The organism is Streptomyces sp. NPDC107521, from assembly GCF_055598485.1.
In genome coordinates, this window is record NZ_JBVKAT010000003.1 from 170,768 (window position 1) to 191,587 (window position 20,820).

Annotated in this window: 17 protein-coding genes and 1 tRNA gene; 13 read left to right on the forward strand and 5 right to left on the reverse strand. The window is 73.6% G+C overall.

Annotation, left to right across the window (positions count from 1 at the left end; genetic code table 11):
- Position 1: 1 nt before the first annotated feature.
- Positions 2 to 1,162, forward strand: coding sequence for an acyl-CoA dehydrogenase family protein (locus tag ACZ7LB_RS06780; protein ID WP_471465754.1), 1,161 nt, complete (start codon positions 2 to 4; stop codon positions 1,160 to 1,162).
- A 142-nt stretch (positions 1,163 to 1,304) separates the two neighbouring features.
- On the opposite strand, the gene ACZ7LB_RS06785 is transcribed toward ACZ7LB_RS06780, so the two are convergent.
- Entirely contained in the window at positions 1,305 to 2,942 is a 1,638-nt protein-coding gene (locus ACZ7LB_RS06785; protein ID WP_471465755.1) for a beta-N-acetylhexosaminidase, read from the reverse strand.
- A gap of 312 nt (positions 2,943 to 3,254) precedes the next feature.
- Between ACZ7LB_RS06785 and ACZ7LB_RS06790 the strand changes: the two genes are divergently transcribed.
- On the forward strand, positions 3,255 to 4,181 hold the full coding sequence (locus tag ACZ7LB_RS06790; RefSeq protein ID WP_471465756.1) for a DUF4429 domain-containing protein: 927 nt from the start codon (positions 3,255 to 3,257) through the stop codon (positions 4,179 to 4,181).
- Positions 4,182 to 4,267: 86 nt separating this feature from the next.
- Here the strand turns inward: ACZ7LB_RS06790 and ACZ7LB_RS06795 are convergent, their stop codons facing one another.
- Complete coding sequence (locus ACZ7LB_RS06795) at positions 4,268 to 5,500, reverse strand: ROK family protein (RefSeq protein WP_471465758.1); 1,233 nt, start codon at positions 5,498 to 5,500, stop codon at positions 4,268 to 4,270.
- Positions 5,501 to 5,714: 214 nt separating this feature from the next.
- Between ACZ7LB_RS06795 and ACZ7LB_RS06800 the strand changes: the two genes are divergently transcribed.
- The 8 genes from ACZ7LB_RS06800 to glmS all read left to right on the forward strand — a co-directional run bounded on the left by ACZ7LB_RS06800 (position 5,715) and on the right by glmS (position 14,602).
- Positions 5,715 to 6,728: a substrate-binding domain-containing protein gene (locus tag ACZ7LB_RS06800; protein ID WP_471465760.1), complete on the forward strand. Its 1,014-nt coding sequence runs from the start codon at positions 5,715 to 5,717 to the stop codon at positions 6,726 to 6,728.
- Positions 6,725 to 7,732 carry an ABC transporter permease gene (locus ACZ7LB_RS06805; RefSeq protein WP_471465762.1) on the forward strand — a complete coding sequence of 336 codons (1,008 nt, stop codon included), beginning with the start codon at positions 6,725 to 6,727 and terminating at the stop codon, positions 7,730 to 7,732. Before ACZ7LB_RS06800 ends, ACZ7LB_RS06805 begins: the two co-directional genes overlap by 4 nt.
- Positions 7,729 to 8,583, forward strand: coding sequence for an ATP-binding cassette domain-containing protein (locus tag ACZ7LB_RS06810; protein WP_471465764.1), 855 nt, complete (start codon positions 7,729 to 7,731; stop codon positions 8,581 to 8,583). The genes ACZ7LB_RS06805 and ACZ7LB_RS06810 overlap by 4 nt, the downstream gene beginning before the upstream one ends.
- Complete coding sequence (locus ACZ7LB_RS06815; RefSeq protein ID WP_471465766.1) at positions 8,580 to 9,284, forward strand: nucleoside/nucleotide kinase family protein; 705 nt, start codon at positions 8,580 to 8,582, stop codon at positions 9,282 to 9,284. Before ACZ7LB_RS06810 ends, ACZ7LB_RS06815 begins: the two co-directional genes overlap by 4 nt.
- Positions 9,281 to 10,048 carry an SDR family NAD(P)-dependent oxidoreductase gene (locus ACZ7LB_RS06820; protein WP_471465768.1) on the forward strand — a complete coding sequence of 256 codons (768 nt, stop codon included), beginning with the start codon at positions 9,281 to 9,283 and terminating at the stop codon, positions 10,046 to 10,048. The genes ACZ7LB_RS06815 and ACZ7LB_RS06820 overlap by 4 nt, the downstream gene beginning before the upstream one ends.
- A gap of 23 nt (positions 10,049 to 10,071) precedes the next feature.
- Positions 10,072 to 12,150, forward strand: coding sequence for a transketolase (gene tkt, locus ACZ7LB_RS06825; RefSeq protein WP_471465770.1), 2,079 nt, complete (start codon positions 10,072 to 10,074; stop codon positions 12,148 to 12,150).
- A 362-nt stretch (positions 12,151 to 12,512) separates the two neighbouring features.
- Positions 12,513 to 12,770 (forward strand): hypothetical protein, encoded by a 258-nt coding sequence (locus tag ACZ7LB_RS06830; RefSeq protein WP_471465772.1) that lies wholly within the window; start codon positions 12,513 to 12,515, stop codon positions 12,768 to 12,770.
- Positions 12,771 to 12,784: 14 nt separating this feature from the next.
- A complete protein-coding gene (glmS, locus tag ACZ7LB_RS06835) occupies positions 12,785 to 14,602 on the forward strand; it encodes a glutamine--fructose-6-phosphate transaminase (isomerizing) (RefSeq protein WP_471465774.1) in 1,818 nt (605 codons plus the stop codon).
- A gap of 92 nt (positions 14,603 to 14,694) precedes the next feature.
- Here the strand turns inward: glmS and ACZ7LB_RS06840 are convergent, their stop codons facing one another.
- Together ACZ7LB_RS06840 and ACZ7LB_RS06845 are read right to left on the reverse strand one after the other, a co-directional pair.
- Complete coding sequence (locus ACZ7LB_RS06840) at positions 14,695 to 15,258, reverse strand: GPR1/FUN34/YaaH family transporter (protein ID WP_471465776.1); 564 nt, start codon at positions 15,256 to 15,258, stop codon at positions 14,695 to 14,697.
- 483 nt (positions 15,259 to 15,741) lie between these two features.
- A complete protein-coding gene (locus ACZ7LB_RS06845; protein WP_471465777.1) occupies positions 15,742 to 16,269 on the reverse strand; it encodes a universal stress protein in 528 nt (175 codons plus the stop codon).
- Positions 16,270 to 17,401: 1,132 nt separating this feature from the next.
- Between ACZ7LB_RS06845 and ACZ7LB_RS06850 the strand changes: the two genes are divergently transcribed.
- The 3 genes from ACZ7LB_RS06850 to ACZ7LB_RS06860 all read left to right on the forward strand — a co-directional run bounded on the left by ACZ7LB_RS06850 (position 17,402) and on the right by ACZ7LB_RS06860 (position 19,522).
- Entirely contained in the window at positions 17,402 to 18,583 is a 1,182-nt protein-coding gene (locus ACZ7LB_RS06850) for a helix-turn-helix domain-containing protein (RefSeq protein ID WP_471465779.1), read from the forward strand.
- 154 nt (positions 18,584 to 18,737) lie between these two features.
- A complete protein-coding gene (orn, locus tag ACZ7LB_RS06855) occupies positions 18,738 to 19,340 on the forward strand; it encodes an oligoribonuclease (protein WP_471465781.1) in 603 nt (200 codons plus the stop codon).
- A gap of 109 nt (positions 19,341 to 19,449) precedes the next feature.
- A tRNA-His gene (locus tag ACZ7LB_RS06860) sits at positions 19,450 to 19,522 on the forward strand.
- Between the two features lie 112 nt (positions 19,523 to 19,634).
- Here ACZ7LB_RS06860 and ACZ7LB_RS06865 read toward each other — a convergent pair.
- Positions 19,635 to 20,690 carry a LacI family DNA-binding transcriptional regulator gene (locus ACZ7LB_RS06865; RefSeq protein WP_471465783.1) on the reverse strand — a complete coding sequence of 352 codons (1,056 nt, stop codon included), beginning with the start codon at positions 20,688 to 20,690 and terminating at the stop codon, positions 19,635 to 19,637.
- Positions 20,691 to 20,820 lie beyond the last annotated feature (130 nt).

A 20,820-nucleotide genomic window follows, 5' to 3' on the forward strand; every position in this document is an offset into this window, starting at 1 on the left:
CATGGACCACAAGCTCTCCCCCGAACTGGAGGAACTCCGCCGCACGGTGGAGGAGTTCGCCCACGACGTGGTGGCGCCCAAGATCGGTGACTACTACGAGCGGCACGAGTTCCCGTACGAGATCGTGCGCGAGATGGGCCGGATGGGGCTGTTCGGGCTGCCGTTCCCGGAGGAGTACGGCGGCATGGGCGGGGACTACCTGGCGCTCGGCATCGCCCTGGAGGAGCTGGCCCGGGTCGACTCGTCGGTGGCGATCACCCTGGAGGCGGGGGTCTCACTGGGCGCGATGCCGCTGTACCTGTTCGGCACCGAGGAGCAGAAGCGGGAGTGGCTGCCGCGGCTGTGCTCCGGCGAGGTCCTGGGCGCGTTCGGCCTGACCGAGCCGGACGGCGGTTCGGACGCGGGCGCGACCCGGACGACGGCCCGGCTGGACGAGGCGTCGGGCGAGTGGGTGATCAACGGCACCAAGTGCTTCATCACCAACTCGGGCACGGACATCACCGGTCTGGTGACGGTCACGGCGGTGACCGGCCGCAAGCCCGACGGGCGGCCGCTGATCTCCGCCATCCTGGTGCCGTCCGGCACCCCGGGCTTCACGGTGGCGGCGCCGTACTCCAAGGTCGGCTGGAACGCCTCGGACACCCGGGAGCTGTCCTTCGCCGACGTGCGGGTCCCGGCGGCCAACCTGGTGGGCGAGACGGGGCGGGGCTACGCCCAGTTCCTCCGCATCCTGGACGAGGGCCGCATCGCCATCGCCGCGCTGGCCACGGGGCTGGCGCAGGGATGTGTGGACGAGTCGGTCCGCTACGCGAAGGAGCGTCACGCCTTCGGGCGGCCGATCGGCGCCAACCAGGCCATCCAGTTCAAGATCGCGGACATGGAGATGAAGGCCCACACGTCCCGCCTGGCCTGGCGGGACGCGGCCTCCCGGCTGGTGGCGGGCGAGCCGTTCAAGAAGGAGGCGGCCCTGGCGAAGCTGTACTCCTCGACGGTCGCGGTGGACAACGCCCGGGACGCCACTCAGGTCCACGGCGGGTACGGCTTCATGAACGAGTACCCGGTCGCCCGCATGTGGCGGGACTCCAAGATCCTGGAGATCGGCGAGGGCACCAGCGAGGTCCAGCGCATGCTGATCGCCCGCGAACTGGGCCTGACCGGCTAGGAGGGCCCGTCCCCCTCGCGGGCCGAACCGCCCCCCTGGCGCACCCGGGAGGCGGCGGACCGCACGCGGGGCGGTCCCGCCCCGGGCGGGGGCACCGGCGCACACCGCCGGTGCCCCCGTCCCGTCGGCGGGCGGCCCGCCGTCAGTCGCGGGGCCAGGGCACCTGCGGGGCGGCGTGGTAGTCGATGCCCATGGCCTCCCAGCGGGGGCCCTGCGCGGCGAGCCGCACCTTGTAGGCGTCCCAGTCGTGGGTCGCGGCCGGGGACCAGCCGAGTTCCGCGATCCCGGGCAGCCTCGGGAAGGCCATGTACTCCAGTTCGTCCGGCTCGGAGAGGGTCTCCGTCCACAGCGGCGCCTCCACCCCGGTGACCGCGGAGGCGGGGACGTCCGGCAGGTAGTCCCCCGGGTCCCAGTCGTAGGCGCGGCGGACGTCCACCAGCGCGGCCCAGGACAGACCCAGCCGGGTGTCCTTGGTGTACTTCATGTCGAGGTAGGTCCGGTCGGCCGGGGACAGGATCAGCCCGGCGCCGTTCTTCACGGCCTCGGCGACCCGCGCCTTCTCGGGGTCGCCGGTGCGGTCCATCCCCCAGTACTGGATGAGGGCGCCCTTGGCCGGGGTGGCACCGGACAACTGGTGCCAGGCGACGACGGTCTTGCCGTACTTCGCGACGAGGGGCTGCACCCGGTCCATGAAGGTCACGTAGTCGTCGTGGCTGGTGGAGTGCGCCTCGTCGCCGCCGATGTGCAGATAGCGGCCCGGGGTGAGGGCGGCCAGCTCGCGCACCACGTCCTCGGCGAAGTCGTAGGTGACCTCCTTCTCGGCGCACAGCGAGCTGAAGCCGACCTTGATGCCGGTGTACAGCGGCGGGGCGACGCCGTCGCAGTTCAGCTCGGCGTAGGAGGCGAGGGCCGCGTTGGTGTGGCCCGGCAGGTCGATCTCGGGGACGACCTCCAGGTGGCGGGAGGCGGCGTAGCGGACGATCTCCCGGTAGTCGGCCTTGGTGTAGAAGCCGCCGGCACCGCCGCCGACGGCGGTGGAGCCGCCGTGGCTGGTCAGGCGGGGCCAGGAGTCGACGGCGATGCGCCAGCCCTGGTCGTCGCTGAGGTGCAGGTGCAGCTTGTTGATCTTGTAGAGGGCGAGCCGGTCGATGTACTCCTTGACGGTGTCGACGCCGAAGAAGTGCCGGGAGACGTCGAGCATGGCGCCGCGCCAGGCGTAGCGCGGGGTGTCCTCGATGGTGCCGCCGGCGACCCTCCAGGGGCCGAGCTGGACGGTGTCCGCCTCGACGGTGCCGGGCAGGAGCTGGCGCAGGGTCTGGACACCGTGGAAGAGCCCGGCGGGCTTGCCCGCGGTGACGACGACGCCGTCGGGTCCGCTGTCGAGGCGGTACCCCTCGGCGCCGTGGGGGCCGTCGGCCAGGCGGAGCCGGATGCCGCCGTAGCCCCGGTCGGTGATGGGGAGCCGGAAGCCGGTGGAGGGGCGCAGGACGTCCGCGAGGTACTCGGCGATCCGGAGCGTCTCCGGGTCGCCGTCGACGCGGATGTGGGTGCCCGGGGTGACGGTGTACGGGCCGCCCGCGGGGCGGACGGCGGCGGGCGCGGGTATCACCCGGTCCAGCGGGGTCAGGCCCGGTGCCCGGGGGGCGGACGCGGCGTCGGCGGTGCCCCCGGTGGGCACCGCTCCGGTGGCGAGCGCCCCGGCGGCGGCCACGAGCAGCAGCGCGCCGAGGAGGCGGGACGTCCGGGGGGTCGTGTCGCGGCGCCGGAGAAGCGGGCTCACACGCACTCCCTTCACGAGAGGGGGAACGGATGGATCGGAACGGGGTGGAGCGGTGGAACGGGTGGAACGGGACGGACGGTGGCGGGCGGGGCCGGTGCGGACGGGCCGGGGCGGCCGGGTGCGGGTACGGGTCGGGGGCGTCGGAGAGGGGTGCGGGCGGGGCGCGCTCGGTCGAGCGGACACGGCGGGCGGTGACCGGCCGCGGGGCCCGCCGCCGTGGTGCGGCGGCCGGGACCGTCGGCGGGGCCCGACTGGTATGGACCACTCTCCCCCGTCAACGGCCCCGCGCGGAAGCGGTGGAACAATCTCCGTATGGCGGAAATCATCCAGCGGGACGGGACCTGGGTCTTCGACGGCGAGGCGCTGCGGCTCACGCCGGGCCGCGAGAGAGGGGTCGGACCGCTCCGCCGGGAGCTGGGGGAACTGACCGTCCCACTGGCCGCGTTGGCGGGCCTCTCGTTCGAACACGGCCGCCGCTCGGGCCGGTTGCGGCTGCGGCTGCGGGACGGCGCGGACCCGCTGCTGCTGGCGACCGGCGGCCGGCTGGCCGAGCCGCACGACCCGTACCAACTGGCGGTGGAGCCCGACCGCCACGGCGTCGCGGAGTACCTGGTGGACGAGGTCCGCAACGCCCTGCTGCTGGACGGCGTCCCCCCGGACCCGGTCGACTCCTATCTGCTGCCGGGGCCGTCCGTGCCCCTGTCGGTGTCGGCCGGTGACGGGACGGCGGGCTTCGACGGCGAGGTGGTGCGCCTGGAGTGGAAGTGGCAGGCGGAGGACGCCAAGTCGGCGGGCGGCCCGCGGACCCTGGCGCTGGCGGACATCACCGGCGTGGAGTGGCGGCCGTCGGCGGGCCTGGAGAACGGGCACCTGCGCTTCACCGTGCGGGGCGTGCCGGCGAAGGTGCCGCCCAAGTACGACCCGAACGCGGTGGAGTTGTGGGGCTTCCGCAAGGACCCGCTGATGGCGCTGGTGGCCGCCGCCGTCCAGGCCCGCCTCCCCCACCCCGCCCGCCGCCCGGCGCCCGCGGACCCGCCGGCCACCGGGACCGCCGCCCCGGCCGCCACCGGGCCCGGCACCCCGGCCCCCGGCCCGGCGGTTCCCGCGGCCCCGCCCGGCGAGGCCGACCACGACGCCCTGCTGCGCCGCCTGCGCGAACTGGGCGACCTGCACCGCTCGGGCGTCCTGACGGACGAGGAGTTCACGGCGGCCAAGCGGGCGGTGCTGCGGCGCATGTAGCCGCGGAGGCGGCCCCGGGCCCCGCCTCCGCGCCGCTCACCCCCGCCGGCCCCCGGGTGCCGCCGCAGCGCGGTGACGCGCCGGTGTCAGGGCGCGGGGAACGGCGAACTGCCCGCGGCGAGCGCCGAGTCCAGCGTGGCGGGCGCCAGCACGTGGTCGCGCACGAGGTAGGCCGCCCCGGTGATCCCGGCATGGGACTTGTACCGGGTGGGAACGATCTGCAACTGCCGGGTGGCCAGCGGCAGCGAGCGCTGGTACACGACCTCGCGGACACCGGCCATCAGATGGCCCCCCGTGGTGCCGAGCAGCCCGCCCAGGACGATGACGTCCGGGTTGAGGAGGCTGGTGGCGTAGGCGGCGGACTCGCCCAGCACCCGGCCGGCCTTCCTGAGCGCGGCGATCGCGCGGCTGTCGCCACGTCTGACGTGCTCGACGACGGAGCGGGCGTCCCCCTCCTCGCCGGGACGGCCGCCGCCGAGGTCGCGGGCCAGCGCCCAGCCGCCGACGAGTGATTCGAGGCACCCCTGGTTGCCGCAGCGGCACTGGGGGTCCCCGAATCCGCTCACGTGCGCGTGCCCGATGTCCCCGGCCGCGCCCTGGCTCCCCCGGTGGACGCGGCCGTCGATCACCATGCCGCTGCCGACCCCGGTCCCGGCCTTGATGTAGAGCAGGTTCCGCCGGTCGCTCCAGAAGCGCCGGTGCTCCGCGAGGGTGAGCAGGTTGACGTCGTTGTCGATGAGGATGGGGACCGGCCAGTCGGCGCGGAGGTGGGCGCGGATGTCATAGGTGTCCCAGCCGGTCATGATGGACCAGCCGAGCACGTGCCCGGCCTCGTAGTCGACGGGGGCGGGCAGCCCGAAGCCGATGCCCGCGATCGGCCTCCCCCCGGCACCGGCGTCCCGGACGACCTCGTGCACCGTCTCCGTGATCCTGCCGAGCAGCGCCTCGGGGCCCTCGCTCAGGGCGAGCGGCTCCACGGCGTCGGCGAGGACCCTCGCCTCCAGGTCGGTGACCGCCACGCGGGTGCGCGATTCGCCGATGTCGACGGCGATGACGATGCCCGCGGTCTCGTTCAGGTGGAGCGCGCGCGAGGGACGGCCCCGCGCCGATGTGCTGGCCCCGCCCTCCCGCACCAGACCGGCTTCGAACAGCGCGTCGAGCCGCTGGCCCACGGTCGACCGCGAGAGCCCGGTGATCCGCGCGATGCCGCTGCGCGTCCGCGCCCGGCCGCTCGTGATCAGTTCGAGAATGCGGCCCGGTCCGTCGTCGGGGTGCCAGGGCCCCGACCCCGGCGTGGCCGCAGGCGTTCTACCGGTCATCGTGCTCCCGTTCCCTCAGTGATCGGCCCATCAGCGATCAGCACAGCCAACGACTTTATTATGTCAGTCAGCACGCATAAATCCCAGACTTATGCTTGACAGAAAACCTAATCATGCGCAGCATCAACGCAACATCCCGTCGTACCGACCGATCTCAGGACATCGGGAGCCCATGGGGCACGACGGGCGGCGCCAACCAATGAGGACCGGGTCAATGAAGAACGTCAGATGTGCTCCTCGCTCCACCGGGCTCAGGGTTTCGGCCCTCACCCTCGCCGTCGCCTTCGCCGCCGTCGCCTGCGGCGGGAACGGCGGGGCCGGCTCCGACGGGAAGCCCACCATCGGCGTGGTCGCCCTGAACCTCAGCAACCCGTTCTTCGGCACGCTGGAGAAGGCGACCGAGGACGCCGCCAAGGCCAAGGGCTGGAAGGTCATGAAGGCCGAGGCCAAGACGCCGGGCGACTCCGCGACACAGGTCACGGCCATCGAGAACATGATCGCCAACAAGGTGAAGGCGATCGTCGTCACCCCGGCCAGCGCCACCGCCCTCAACGGGGTCCTCCAGCGCGCCAAGGACCAGGGCATCCTGGTCCTCGCGGTCAACGCGCCGCTCAGCCCCGAGAGCGTCGCGGACGCCACCTTCGCCACCGACAACGTCGCCGCCGGAAAGCTCATCGGCCAGTGGGCCAAGGCCTCCTCGCCGGCGAAGCCGCGCGTCGCGATGCTCGACTTCGACCTCTCGGACGGCCCGGCGGCGGACCGGCACGAGGGCTTCCTGGCCGGCTACGGCATCTCCAAGTCCGCCCTGGCCGGGAGCGCCCTGACCAAGGGGACCGAGGACACCGGGCAGCAGGAGATGGAGAACCTGCTGTCGGCGCACCCGGACATCAACGTGGTGTACACGATCAACGAGCCGGCCGCCCGCGGCGCCCACACCGCCATCGGGAACAAGGGCCTGAGCGGCAAGACCGTGCTGGTCTCGGTCGACGGCGCGTGCAGCGGTGTGCAGGACGTCAAGAAGGGCGTGATCGGCGCCACGGCCATGCAGTTCCCGGACCGCATGGGCGAGAAGGCGGTCGAGGCCGTCGCCGCCTTCCTGGAGGACGGGACGAAGCCGAAGGGCGGCGTCATCGACTCCGGGACCGCGCTCATCACCGACAGCCCGGTGGAGGGTCTCCCCTCCGAGACCTCGGAATGGGGTCTTGAGCACTGCTGGGGACCGAAGTGACGGGCCCGTCCGCACCCGACGTCGCCGCGCTGGAGGCACCCCTCCACCCGCGGCGGGACCTGCGCGGCCTGGTCGCCCACCAGATCTTCGGGCCGCTGCTGGCCCTCGTGGTCGCGGTCGTCGTCTTCAGCCTCACCACCACCACCTTCTTCAACCCCGACAACCTGGCGCTGATCGCCCAGCAGTCCGTCGTGGTCGGCACCCTGGCGCTCGGCCAGACCCTGATCATCCTGACCTCGGGGATCGACCTCGCCAACGGCGCCATCATGGTGCTGGGCTCCGTGGTCATCGGGAAGATGGCCGTCGGCCACGACCCCGTTCTCGCGGCCATGCTCGGTGTGCTGGTCTGCCTGGCGCTCGGTGCCGTCAACGGCGCGCTGGTGTCCTGGCTGAAGCTGCCGCCGTTCATCGTGACGCTCGGCGTCATGTCGGTGGTCATGGCCGCGGCGCGCCTCTACACCAACTCCCAGAGCTACCCCATCACCTCCGGCTTCCTCACCGCGCTGAACGACGGACCGGTGATCGGCGGGGTGACCATCACCTACGGGGTGATGCTCTGGATCGGGCTCACCGCGCTGCTGGGATACGCCCTCAGCCAGACCTCCTGGGGGGTGCGGGTCTACGCCGTCGGCGACAACCCGAGGTCGGCCGAGCTGGCCGGGATCAAGGTCCGGCGGGTCCTGCTGAGCGTGTACGTGGTCGCCGGGCTGGTCTACGCCCTCGCGGCGTGGCAGGCGCTGGGCCGCACGCCGACCGCCGATCCCAGCGGGTACGTGAACGGCAACCTCGACAGCATCACCGCGGTCGTCATCGGCGGCACCAGCCTCTTCGGGGGCCGGGGCGGCGTCGTGGGGACGCTCATCGGCGCGCTGATCGTGACGGTGCTCCAGAACGGCCTCACCCAGGCGGGCATCGACTCGCTCTACCAGCAGGTCGCGACCGGCGTCCTGGTGATCGTCGCGGTGGGCGTGGACCGCCTCGTGCGAAGGAGGCAGGTGCGGTGAAGGCCACCGACCCCACGGCCAACGTGCTGGAGGCACGCGGGCTGACCAAGCACTACGGGCACGTCGTCGCCATGGACGACTGCGACTTCGACCTGCGTCCCGGCGAGATCCTCTCGGTGATCGGCGACAACGGGGCGGGCAAGTCCACCCTCATCAAGTCGCTGACCGGCGCGGTCGTCCCCGACTCGGGCACCCTGCGGCTCGACGGGGAGCCCGTGCAGTTCCGCAACCCGCTGGACGCGCGGCGGGCCGGCATCGAGACCGTCTACCAGGAGCTGGGCGTCGCCCCGGCCCTCGACATCGCGCAGAACCTCTACCTGGGCCGGGAGCAGCGCCGCAAGGGGGTGCTGGGCACCGTGTTCCGGCAGCTCGACCGGCGCGGGATGCGGCACGAGTCCGCCCGGCAGATGGCGGAACTCGGCATCCGGGTGCAGTCCATCGCCCAGAAGGTGGAGACCCTCTCCGGGGGGCAGCGCCAGGCCGTCGCGGTCGCCCGGGTCGCCGCGTGGGCGCGACGGGTGGTGGTGATGGACGAGCCGACGGCCGCCCTGGGCGTGCGGGAGACCAACCAGGTCCTCGACCTCATCCTGCGCGTGCGGGACCGCGGCCTGCCGGTCGTGCTCATCAGCCACAACATGCCCAACGTGTTCCAGGTCTCCGACCGCATCCACATCCACCGGCTGGGGCGCCGCATCGCGCTCGTCGAGCCGCAGAACATCTCCATGGAGGAGGCCGTCGCGATCATGACCGGGGCCAAACAACCCGACCCCGTCCACACCGGCGGCGCGCACACCCGTCCGGCCGACGGTCCGGCGGGGACCTCGGCGGAGCAGAAGGGAGAGCGGCGATGAGCCGCGACAGAGGTACCGGCGGCACCCCGCCCGAGGCGGAGGAGGTCGGCACCGAGGCCCTCGTCGCCGCGGCGCGCTCGCTGATCGTCCCCGGGCGGCGCACCCTCCTGGGCATCGTCGGCGCGCCGGGCTCGGGCAAGTCCACCCTGGGCCAGGTCCTGGCCTCGGCACTGGGCGACCGGGCCGCCCTCGTCGGCCTGGACGGCTTCCACCTGTCCAACGCCGAGCTGGACCGGCTGGGCAGACGGCCCCGCAAGGGCGCGGTCGACACGTTCGACGCCGCCGGGTACGTCAGCCTCCTGCGCCGGCTCCGGGCCGGGGACGAGGACGTCGTCTACGCCTCCCAGTTCGACCGGAGCCTGGAGGAGTCCATCGCCTGTGCCGTGCCGGTCCCCCGCGAGGTCCCCCTCGTCATCACCGAGGGCAACTACCTCCTGGTGGAGGACGGGCCGTGGGGCCAGGTGCGCGGACTGCTCGACACCTGCTGGTTCCTGGAGCCCGGGGAGGAGACCCGCCTGCGGCGCCTCGTCTCCCGGCACATGGCGTACGGGCGGTCCGCCGAGGAGGCGCACGACCGTTCCCACGGTTCCGACCAGACCAACGCCGAGCTGATCGGCCGTACCGGGCACCGCGCCGACCGCGTCCTGCGCGTCGTCTCCGCGGCCGGCCCGGACCACCCCATCGAGGAGCGCACCGCATGAACGTACTGGACAGCTTCCGCCTGGACGGCAAGGTCGCCGTCGTCACGGGAGGGAACCGGGGCATCGGCAGGGCGATCGCCACGGCGTTCGCCGAGGCGGGCGCCGCCGTGGCGATCGCGGGCCGGGACGAGGAGCGCAACGAGCGCGCCGTCGCCGAACTCGTCGCCGCCGGCGCCGAGGCCATGGCGATGAGGGCCGACGTCACCAGCCGGGCCGACCTGACCGCCCTGCGCGACGGGGTCACCGAGCGGCTCGGCCCGGTCGACATCCTCGTCAACAACGCCGGGATCGGCGTCCACGGCGAGTCCCTGTCCCTCAGCGACGAGGACTGGGACCGGGTGCTCGCCACCAACCTGGACGCGGTGTGGAAGGCGAGCCAGGTCTTCGGTGCCGCCATGGTCGGGCGGGGCGCGGGGGCGATCGTCAACGTCGGCTCCATGTCCGGAATGATCATCAACCGGCCCCAGTGGCACGCGCCCTACGCGGTCTCCAAGGCCGGTGTGCACCACATGACCAAGTCCCTCGCCGCCGAGTGGGCGCCGCACTCGGTGCGGGTGAACGCGATCGCGCCGGGATACACCAAGACCGAGATCTCCGACATCGACCGCCCCGAGTACCGGCACTACTGGATCGACGAGGTGCCGATGCGGAGGTACGCACAGGCCTCCGAGATCGCCCCGGCGGCCCTGTACCTGGCCAGCCCCGCCTCCTCCTTCGTCACGGGCGAGGTCCTGGTCGTGGACGGCGGATACACGCTGTGGTAGAGAACCCGGCCGGGGAGCGGTCCGTGACCGCCCCCGCCCCCTTCCGCTGGACCGACGAGGACCGGCGGGCCGTCGTCACCGCCCGGGTCCTCGCCATGGACGCCGTCGAGGAGGCGGGCCACGGCCATCCGGGAACGGCGGTCTCCCTGGCCCCCGCTGCCCATCTCCTCTTCCACCGCTTCCTCCGGCACGACCCGGCCGACCCCGGCTGGCCGGGCCGGGACCGCTTCGTGCTCTCCTGCGGCCACTCCAGCCTCACCCTCTACATACAGCTCCACCTGGCCGGCTACCCCCTCACCCTCGACGACCTCCGCCGCTACCGGAAGAAGGGCAGCCTCACCCCGGCCCACCCGGAGTGGGGGCACACACCCGGTGTGGAGACCACGACCGGGCCGCTCGGGCAGGGCATCGCCACCGCCGTGGGCATGGCCATGGCCGCCCGGCGGGAGCGCGGGCTGTTCGACCCCGACGCCCCGGAGGGCACCAGCCCCTTCGACCACCGCGTCTTCGTGCTCTGCTCCGACGGCGACATCCAGGAGGGCGTCAGCGCCGAGGCCGCCGCCTTCGCGGGCCACCAGGGGCTCGGCAACCTCGTGGTGGTCCACGACGACAACCGCATATCGATCGAGGGCAGCACCGCACTGGCGACCAGCGAGGACGTGGCCGCCCGCTACGCCGCCCAGGGCTGGCACGTCCGGAGCGTGGCCCTGGCCGCGGACGGTGACATCGATGTCCGCGGGCTGTCGGAGGCGCTGGAGGCCGCCACGGCGGAGACCTCCCGGCCGTCGATCATCGTGATGCGCAGCACCATCGCCTGGCCCGTCCCCGGCGCGAAGGACACCGCGGCCTCGCACGGCTCCGCCCTCGGCGCGCGGGCGGTCCGCGAGGCGAAGTCGCTCCTGGGAGCCGATCCCGAAGCCGCCTTCGCCGTGCCGGCGGAGGTGTCCGAGTGGACCTCCCGGTCGGCACGGGAGCGGGGCCGGAGGGCACGGGAGGAGTGGGAGGGCGCCTTCGGCCGCTGGGCCCGGGACCGTCCCGACCTCGACGCCCTGCTGACCCGCGTCAGGAGCGGGCGGCTCCCGGACGGCTTCGGGGAAGCGCGCCCGGTGTTCGCCCCGGGCTCCCCCGTCGCCACCCGGAAGGCGTTCGGCAGGGCGCTGCGCGAGGCCGCGGACCGGCTGCCGGAGCTGTGGGGCGGCTCCGCGGACCTCGGCGACTCCAACCACACCACCGTCGACGCGGCGTCCTCGTTCCTCCCCGCCGCCAGCCCGCTGCCCGGCGCCGATCCGGCGGGCAGGACGATCCACTGGGGCATCCGGGAGCACTTCATGGCCGCGGCGATGAACGGCATCGCCCTCTCCGGCGTCAGCCGCCCCTACGGCGGGACGTTCCTCGTCTTCAGCGACTACATGCGGCCGGCCGTCCGGCTGGCGGCGCTGATGGGGCTGCCGGCCCTCTACGTGTGGACGCACGACTCGATCGGTCTCGGCGAGGACGGACCCACGCACCAGCCGGTGGAGCACCTCGCCTCGCTGCGGGCCGTGCCGGGGCTGGACGTGGTGCGACCCGCGGACGCCAACGAGGCCGCCCTCACCCTGTGGAAGGCGCTCGGGGAGCGGCGTCGCCCGGTGGGCTTCAGCCTCAGCCGGCAGGACCTGCCGGTCCTGCCGGACGACGGGGACGGGCTGCGGCCGACGGAGGGGGCGGTGCGCGGCGGCTATGTGCGCTACGAGACCCCGGGACGGGGGGAGGGCGATCCCGACGTCGTCGTCATCGCCACCGGGTCCGAGGTGGCGGTCGCCGTCGAGGCGGCCCGCGCGCTGACGGAGGACGGCATCCGGGCCCGTGTGGTCTCCATGCCGTGCCGGGAGTGGTTCGCCGAGCAGCCCGCCGCCTACCGCGACGCGGTCGTGCCGCCCTCGGTGCGGCGGCGGGTCGTCGTCGAGGCGGGGGTCAGCCAGGGCTGGTACGACCTGCTGGGACTGGACGGACGCGCGGTCTGCGTGGAGGAGTTCGGGGCCAGCGCCTCGGCCGACGAGTTGTTCGCGCACTTCGGGATCACCGCGGAGGCCGTGGCGGACGCCGCGCGCGCACTCCTGTGAGGGCGTGACGCGCCGTCCCCCGGCGCGTCGCGCGCGTGGTTCCGTCCCGGTCCCGGTCGGGGAGCGGTGCCGGGCCGCGCCGGGGCCGCCCGCCCCGGACGACGGGTCCGGCACCGGGGAGGGGGCACACCGCCGTGTGCCCCCTTCCGGGGTTCCCGGGCGCGGGGCCCCGGTTCCGGATCCGGCCCGGAAGGAGACGGAGGATTCCCGGAGGTCCGGGGGTGTTCCCACGGACCGGGGAGGCTCCGGAGGTCCGAGGAGGACCCCTGCGGAGGCCCTCGGCGCAGTCCGGCCCCCCACCTCTGCCCGAAATCGGGCAGGATTCTTGCGAAAGAACCTTTCATTACTCCAGGATCTAGCGGGTGCACGACGAACTCGTAGATCACCTGACGCGGTCCACCCCCCTGAGCCGGGGCGAGGCGCTGCGGGTGGTCCAGGACGTGCTCGCCTACTTCGACGAGACGACCGTGGAGTACGTCCGTCGCCGTCACCGCGAGCTGCAGGCGCAGGGCCTGGTGAACGCGACGATCTTCGAACGGGTCGCGGCGGAACTGCGCTACCGCGCGGTCGCGCCCCCGGAGCTGTCGCTCCGTCAACTGCGCCGCATCGTCTACGGCTGAGGGAATACCTGCACATGTGCGGAATCGTGGGATACATCGGCAGGCGTGACGTCGCGCCCCTGCTCCTGGAGGGTCTGCAGCGGCTGGAGTACCGCGGCTACGACTCCGCGGGCATCGTCGTCACCTCGCCGAAGGCGGCCGGGCTGAAGATGGTCAAGGCCAAGGGGCGGGTGCGGGACCTGGAGGCCCGGGTCCCGGCCCGCTTCAAGGGCACCACCGGCATCGCCCACACCCGCTGGGCCACCCACGGCGCCCCCTCGGACGTCAACGCCCACCCGCACATGTCCGCCGACAACCGGGTCGCGGTGGTGCACAACGGCATCATCGACAACGCCGCCGAGCTGCGCCGCAAGCTGGAGGCGGAAGGCGTCGTGTTCGCCTCCGAGACCGACACCGAGGTCCTCGTCCACCTCATCGCCCGGTCCGAGGCGGAGAGGCTGGAGGACAAGGTCCGCGAGACGCTGCGGCTGATCGAGGGCACCTACGGCATCGCCGTGCTGCACGCCGGTTTCCCCGAGCGGATCGTCGTCGCCCGCAACGGCTCGCCGGTCGTCCTCGGCATCGGCGAGAAGGAGATGTTCGTCGCCTCGGACATCGCCGCGCTGGTGGCCCACACCCGGCAGATAGTCACCCTGGACGACGGCGAGATGGCCACCCTCACCGCGGAGGACTTCCGCACGTACACCACCGAGGGCACCAGCACCACCGCCGAGCCGACCACCGTGGAGTGGGAGGCCGCCTCCTACGACATGGGCGGCCACGACACCTACATGCACAAGGAGATCCACGAGCAGGCCGAGGCCGTGGACCGGGTGCTGCGCGGACGGATCGACGACCGCTTCTCCACCGTGCGCCTGGGCGGCCTCAACCTCGACGCCCGCGAGGCCCGCGCGGTGCGCCGGGTCAAGATCCTCGGCTGCGGCACCTCGTACCACGCGGGCATGATCGGCGCCCAGATGATCGAGGAGCTGGCCCGCATCCCCGCCGACGCCGAGCCCGCCTCGGAGTTCCGCTACCGCAACGCGGTCGTCGACCCGGACACGCTGTACGTCGCGGTCTCCCAGTCCGGCGAGACCTACGACGTCCTGGCCGCCGTGCAGGAGCTGAAGCGCAAGGGCGCCCGGGTGCTCGGCGTGGTCAACGTGGTCGGCTCGGCGATCGCCCGCGAGGCCGGCGGCGGCATGTACGTGCACGCCGGGCCCGAGGTGTGCGTGGTGTCCACCAAGTGCTTCACCAACACGACGGTCGCCTTCGCGCTGCTCGCCCTGCACCTGGGCCGCACCCGCGACCTGTCGGTGCGCGACGGCCGGCGGATCATCGAGGGCCTGCGCCGGCTCCCGGCGCAGATCGCGGAGATGCTGGAGCGCGAGGACGAGATCAGGGAGCTGGCCGCGCTCTACGCCGACGCCCGCTCGATGCTCTTCATCGGCCGGGTGCGGGGCTACCCGGTCGCCCGCGAGGCGTCCCTGAAGCTCAAGGAGGTCTCCTACATCCACGCCGAGGCCTATCCCGCCTCCGAGCTGAAGCACGGCCCGCTGGCCCTGGTCGAGCCCGCCCTGCCGACGGTCGCGATCGTGCCGGACGACGACCTGCTGGAGAAGAACCGCGCGGCCATGGAGGAGATCAAGGCCCGCGAGGGCCGCATCCTCGCCGTGGCGCACCGGGAGCAGGAGAAGGCCGACCACACCATCGTGGTCCCGAAGAACGAGGACGAGCTGGACCCGATCCTCATGGGCATCCCGCTCCAGCTCCTCGCCTACCACACGGCGCTGGCCCTGGGCCGGGACATCGACAAGCCGCGCAACCTCGCCAAGTCGGTGACGGTGGAGTAGCCGTTCCGCGCCGGGCGGGCACGGAGCGCGCGGGCCTCGGGTGCGCCACCGGCACCCGGGGCCCGCGGGCGGCCGCCCGGGGCGGCGGCCGGTTACACCGCCGTCGCCCGGCGCCCCGCCCGGCCCCGCGGCAGCGCCGTGGGCCAGTGGGCGAGGGCGGCTGTGGCGGAGTACCAGACGACCGCCCCGGCGGCGACGGCGAACCAGCCGCCGGCCTTGGCGAGGGCCGTGCTCTCGGAGAAGAACGCCAGGGCGATCAGCAGCAGGGACACGGCGAACAGCCCGTGGCCGCCCCGCGACAGCGGGTCCCCGCCGGCGGCGGCGAGGGAGAGGGCCACGAGGGCGAACAGGAGCAGGAACAGCCCCACCGCGTTGGCGGAGACCCCGCCCCCGGACGCGGCGGACGCCCAGGTGAACCAGAGCGCGCCGAAGGCGGTGAAGGCCGTGCCGGAGGCGGTGTCGCGGTCGCGCAGGGCCAGCAGCCCGACGAGGAACAGCGCGATGCCGCCGACATGGCGGGCGAGGGTCACGGCGTCGCCCGCCGTGACGCCGTCGATGACGGCGGTGTGGCCGAGGCCGAAGGCCAACAGGGTGACCCCCAGGGCGAGTCGGCCGACGATGGTGGTGGTGCTTCCCGCGGAGACGTGCTGGTCCACGGCGGGCTCCCTTCGTCCATGTGCAGTTGTGGTGAGCCTTATATGCCCCTTACAAGGGACCAAACACCTGTACGCATCGGTAGGTTCACCGGGGGCGGCGAAGCGCACGCCGGGGCGCGCCGGGAGCGCGCACGGGAGCCCCGCCCGAGCCCGGGGCCCCGGTGACACCGGTGGCCCCAGTGGCCTCGGGGCCGGGCGGGCCGGACGGGGTGGGGGCGATGGCGGGCAGGGCGGGAGGGGTGCGCGGGTGCGGCCGGGCACCGGAGGAGAGACGCGGCGGAATCCGGGCCCGCCCCCTCGGGGAAGGGCCCCCGGGGCCCCGGACCTCCCCCTCCGGGGCTCCCCCGGCGAGGGGATTCCGGGGCGTGACGCGGCCGGGCGTGAGGCGGCCCGCACGGTCCGGCGGGACGGCCACCGCGACCCGGAGGGGACGACTCTCGCGGCCCGGAGGGGACGGCCCTCGCGGCCCGGAGGAGGCGCCCCCTAGGGAATGACCACGACCGGGCGCCGGGCCCGCTTGGCGAGCCGTCCGGCGACGGAGCCGAAGAGGCGGCCCACCAGTCCGTGGCTGGAACCGACGACGATGGCGTCCGCCTCGTACTCCCGGCCGACCTCCTCCAGTTCGTGGCAGATGTCGCCGCCGCGCTCGACGAGGATCCAGGGGATCTCGCAGAGGTGGTCGGCGCAGGCCAGCTCCAGCCCGAGCACCTCGGTGCGGTGGTCCGGGACGTCGACGAAGACGGGGGGCTCGCAGCCCGCCCAGACCGTGGTGGGCAGGCGGTTGGCCACGTGCACGATCACCAGCCCGGCGGCGAGCCTGCGGGCCATGCCCACGGCGTAGGCGAGGGCGCGCTCACTGGACGTGGAACCGTCGAAGCCGACGACGACACCGTGCTTGAAGGCCGGGTCGCATCGCTGACGTGGCTGTTCGGCCGCCTGGGGCTCGGCCGCCGTGGGTTCGGCGACGGGCCGCTTGCGGTCCGCGGGGTCGAAGAATTCGTGACCGGCCATGGCTGTCTCGGCGTGTCAATCCTTTTTGGGTGGGACCACAGGGTGCGGCTGAGCTGTGTCCGGGAATCGTCTTCCCAACCCCATACCCCCAAGGGTACGGCGGCACTCCTCTCCTCGCCCTGATCCCGCGGCCCCCGGTCGTGGGGTCCACCGGAGCATGCCCGAGGCCGCGCCCGTAACGCAATGGTTGCTGTGCTGTACAGGCGGTTTGCACAGGATTCAACAATCTGTGGCGATCACGGCGTCGTGACCCGGGCGCCGCCCGGCCGTTGAACCGGGTGAGCCTCGCCCCAGGGAGCCCTCATGCCCGGACCGCACCGGCCCGCCGAGCCGCCGCCCGACCCCCGCCGTCCCGCACCCCCGTCAGGACCGCCGCACTCCGGGCCGCCCCCGGACCCCCTGCCGTCCGGTCCCGGCCCGTGCGCCCCTTGCCCTACCGGCCCCCCGGGACGGGAGCCGCCCGGCCGCCCGGAGTGCGCTCCGCGCGACCCCCCGGCAGCGCCCCCTGCGGGCCGCCGGGTCCCCTCCGCGCGGTACGGCACCACCGACGCCGTCCGCTGGGCGGCCTTCAGCTGCTTCCTGATCCCGGTCGCGCTGCTCTGGTACGGCGCCTCGCTCGCGGGTACCGCGGGAACGGCCGTGGGACTGGCCGCGGTCACGGGCGCCTGCCGGCTGCTGCTGCGCCGGACGGAGCGCCGGACCCTCGCAACGGAGGCCCGGGAGCAGCGGATTCGGGAAAACAGACCGGACGACTGACCGGTTTCCGCGCACGCACACGCCTCTTTTCAGCCAACTTCCGCATGTGGCCCAACTCCTGCCCCGACCGCCCCCCAACCCCCGTTCCACCTGCACAAAAAGGGTCCCGGCGACCCCGCGCACCCTACGGGGATTGGCCACTGCCGTACGGCGCACTTCCCTGCGGCGTCCGGGAGTGCAACGCTTCGTGATCGAATGCTTCACGCCAAGTTGCCATGTCGGCAATGTCCCAAGTGCCGAACCGGCCATCCGGGCATGACGGGACGCAGTAGATTCGATCTTGACTGTTACGGCGGGGGACTCGTGCAGGACCAAGGGGAAACGTGCAGGAGCGACACGACCGAGGAGCCGCGACCACCGAGGGGGGCTTAGCAGGATGAGCCACGACTCCACTGCCGCGCCGGAAGCCGCGGCCCGGAAGCTTTCCGGGCGACGCCGCAAGGAGATCGTCGCGGTGCTGCTGTTCAGCGGCGGCCCCATCTTCGAGAGTTCCATACCGCTGTCGGTGTTCGGCATCGACCGCCAGGACGCCGGCGTACCGCGCTACCGCCTGCTGGTGTGCGCGGGTGAAGAGGGCCCGCTGCGCACCACGGGCGGTCTCGAACTCACCGCGCCACAAGGGCTGGAGGCGATCTCCCGGGCAGGCACCGTCGTGGTGCCCGCCTGGCGGTCGATCACCTCACCGCCACCGGAGGAGGCGCTCGACGCACTGCGCCGGGCGCACGAGGAGGGCGCCCGCATCGTCGGGCTGTGCACCGGCGCCTTCGTCCTGGCGGCGGCGGGACTGCTGGACGGCCGGCCGGCCACCACCCACTGGATGTACGCGCCGACGCTGGCCAAGCGCTATCCGTCGGTGCACGTCGATCCGCGTGAACTCTTCGTGGACGACGGCGACGTGCTCACCTCCGCGGGCACCGCGGCGGGTATCGACCTGTGCCTCCACATCGTGCGCACGGACCACGGCAACGAGGCGGCCGGCGCGCTGGCCCGCCGCCTGGTGGTCCCGCCGCGCCGCAACGGCGGCCAGGAGCGCTACCTCGACCGCTCTTTACCCGAGGAGATCGGCGCCGACCCGCTCGCCGAGGTCGTCGCCTGGGCGCTGGAGCACCTCCACGAGCAGTTCGACGTGGAGACGCTGGCCGCGCGGGCGTACATGAGCCGCCGCACCTTCGACCGGCGCTTCCGGTCGCTGACCGGCAGCGCGCCGCTCCAGTGGCTGATCACCCAGCGGGTGCTCCAGGCGCAGCGGCTCCTGGAGACCTCCGACTACTCCGTGGACGAGGTGGCGGGCCGCTGCGGCTTCCGCTCGCCGGTGGCGCTGCGCGGGCACTTCCGCCGCCAGCTCGGCTCGTCCCCGGCCGCCTACCGGGCCGCCTACCGGGCCCGGCGTCCGCAGGGCGACCGGCAGGCCGACGCCGAGGCCGCCGCGCGGGTGGCCCTGCCCACGGAGAGCATGCCGCCGCTGCTGACGGCGGAGAACGGGGTGCCGTTCCAGACCCGCCGCAGCCCGGTGCCCGTCCCGGCGGCGAGCGTGCCGGGGCAGCGCAGCGCGCCCTAGGCAGGTGCGGCGCCGGCCGGGCCCCGCGGGGCCCGGCCGGCGTGCCCGGGGCGCGGACCCGGCCGGGCCCGCGCCCCCTTCCGCACCCCGGCCCGGGGCGGCGGGCCCCGCACGCCCCGGTCACAGGGCGCTACGGGCGCCGTAAGGTTGCGGCATGAACGATCGCATGGTCTGGATCGACTGCGAGATGACCGGCCTCTCGCTGTCCGACGACGCTCTCATCGAGGTGGCCGCCCTCGTCACCGACTCCGAACTGAACGTGCTCGGGGACGGTGTCGACATCGTCATCCGCCCGCCGGACCGGGCCCTGGAGACGATGCCGGAGGTGGTGCGGGAGATGCACACCGCGTCCGGCCTGCTGGCCGAGCTGGAGGGCGGCACGACCCTCGCCGACGCCGAGGCCCGGGTCCTGGCGTACATCGAGGAGTACGTGAAGGAACCCGGCAAGGCGCCGCTGTGCGGGAACTCCGTCGGCACCGACCGGGGCTTCCTGCTGCGCGACATGCCCACGCTGGAGGGCTACCTCCACTACCGGATCGTCGACGTCTCCTCCGTCAAGGAGCTGGCCCGCCGCTGGTACCCGAGGGCGTACTTCAACAGCCCCGAGAAGAACGGCAACCACCGCGCGCTCGCCGACATCCGCGAATCCATCGCGGAGCTGCGCTACTACCGCGAGGCCGTCTTCGTCCCGCAGCCCGGTCCGGACGGCGACACCGCCCGGACCATCGCCGCGCGGCACGTCCTGCCCGCCGGGTAGGGGCGGCGGAAAGGCGGGCGCGAGCACCCCTTCGGACCCTGTACACTTTTTCTCGGCTGGTCGGGGAAACCCGCGGACCTCTCACCGAGGGGTTCGAGCACCGGTCATGGTGGGTGTAGCTCAGATGGTAGAGCACCTGGTTGTGGTCCAGGATGCCGCGGGTTCGAGTCCCGTCACTCACCCTGGTCGAGGGGCCGGTGATCTTCGCGAGAAGATCACCGGCCCCTCGCTTTCGTCCGCGTGGATGCCCTGCCCCGTCCCACCGGGGCGGGCAGGGGCACGGGCCGGGGCGGGTCAGGACGAGGCGCGGACCACCAGTTCCGTCGGGAGCACGATCCGGCTGCGGGCCTCGGCGCCGGGCACCGGCGGACAGGGCGCGGCGATCTCCGCGAGCAGCAGGTCGATCATGGCCCGGCCCATCTCCACGATCGGCTGGCGGACGCTGGTGAGCGGCGGGTCCAGGTGGCGGGCGATGACCGAGTCGTCGTAGCCGACCAGCGCCACGTCCTCCGGGATGCGGCGGCCCGCCTCGCGCAGCGCCCGGCGGGCACCGGCGGCGGTCACGTCCGAGGCGGCGAAGACCGCGTCCAGGCCCGGGCGGCGGCGCAGCAGTTCCGCCATCGCGCGGTGGCCGCCCTCCTCGGTGAAGTCACCGGGCTCGATCAGCCCGTCGTCCTCGGCGTGCCCCGCCTCCCTGAGCGCGTCCCGGTAGCCGTCGACGCGGCGCTGGGCACCGTAGACGTCGGGGGCGCCGGTGATGTGCGCGACGCGGTCGCGCCCCCGGGAGAGCAGGTGCTCCACGGCGGAGCGGGCGCCGCCGTAGTTGTCGGAGTCCACCGAGGCCAGCGTCTCCCCGGCGGAGCGGGGGCCGCTGATCACGGCGGGGATCTCCAGCTGGGCCAGCAGGTCGGGCAGCGGGTCGTCGGCGTGCACGGAGACCAGCAGCACCCCGTCCACCCGGTGGGCGGCGAGGTACCGGGCGAGCCGCTGCCGCTCCCGGTCGCTGCCCGCGAAGATCAGCAGCAGTTGCAGCTCGCTGTCGGAGATCTCCGCTCCCACGCCCCGCAGCATGTCGGAGAAGTACGGCTCCGCGAAGAACCGGGTCTCCGGTTCGGGCACCACCAGGGCGATGGCGTCGGTGCGGTTGGCGGCCAGGGCGCGGGCCGCGGTGTTGGGGACGTAGCCCAGTTCGGCGACGGCGGCCTCGACGGCGGCCCGGGTCGTGTCGCTCACCCGGGGCGAGCCGTTGATCACCCGGGAGACCGTGCCGCGGCCGACCCCGGCGCGGGCGGCCACCTCTTCCAGGGTCGGGCGCCTGGCGCCCCGGCTCCGCCCACCGTTGACCGCCATGGCCGTCGCCTTCCCCTCGCAGCAATGAGGCCTGGAATGTAACAGCAGCCGCCCCGCGCGCCCCGCTCTCCCCATCCCGCCGTCCCCGCCCCCGTCCCCGCGCCGGCACGGTCCGGCCGCCCGCCGTGCC

Coding starts and splice junctions, on each gene's coding strand:
- ACZ7LB_RS06850 (WP_471465779.1), top strand. CDS start 17,402: ATGAGCCACGACTCCACTGCCGCGCCGGAAGCCGCGGCCCGGAAGCTT.
- ACZ7LB_RS06815 (WP_471465766.1), top strand. CDS start 8,580: ATGAGCCGCGACAGAGGTACCGGCGGCACCCCGCCCGAGGCGGAGGAG.
- glmS (WP_471465774.1), top strand. CDS start 12,785: ATGTGCGGAATCGTGGGATACATCGGCAGGCGTGACGTCGCGCCCCTG.
- ACZ7LB_RS06800 (WP_471465760.1), top strand. CDS start 5,715: ATGAAGAACGTCAGATGTGCTCCTCGCTCCACCGGGCTCAGGGTTTCG.
- ACZ7LB_RS06865 (WP_471465783.1), bottom strand. CDS start 20,690: ATGGCGGTCAACGGTGGGCGGAGCCGGGGCGCCAGGCGCCCGACCCTG.
- ACZ7LB_RS06780 (WP_471465754.1), top strand. CDS start 2: ATGGACCACAAGCTCTCCCCCGAACTGGAGGAACTCCGCCGCACGGTG.
- ACZ7LB_RS06795 (WP_471465758.1), bottom strand. CDS start 5,500: ATGACCGGTAGAACGCCTGCGGCCACGCCGGGGTCGGGGCCCTGGCAC.
- ACZ7LB_RS06790 (WP_471465756.1), top strand. CDS start 3,255: ATGGCGGAAATCATCCAGCGGGACGGGACCTGGGTCTTCGACGGCGAG.
- orn (WP_471465781.1), top strand. CDS start 18,738: ATGAACGATCGCATGGTCTGGATCGACTGCGAGATGACCGGCCTCTCG.
- ACZ7LB_RS06820 (WP_471465768.1), top strand. CDS start 9,281: ATGAACGTACTGGACAGCTTCCGCCTGGACGGCAAGGTCGCCGTCGTC.
- ACZ7LB_RS06845 (WP_471465777.1), bottom strand. CDS start 16,269: ATGGCCGGTCACGAATTCTTCGACCCCGCGGACCGCAAGCGGCCCGTC.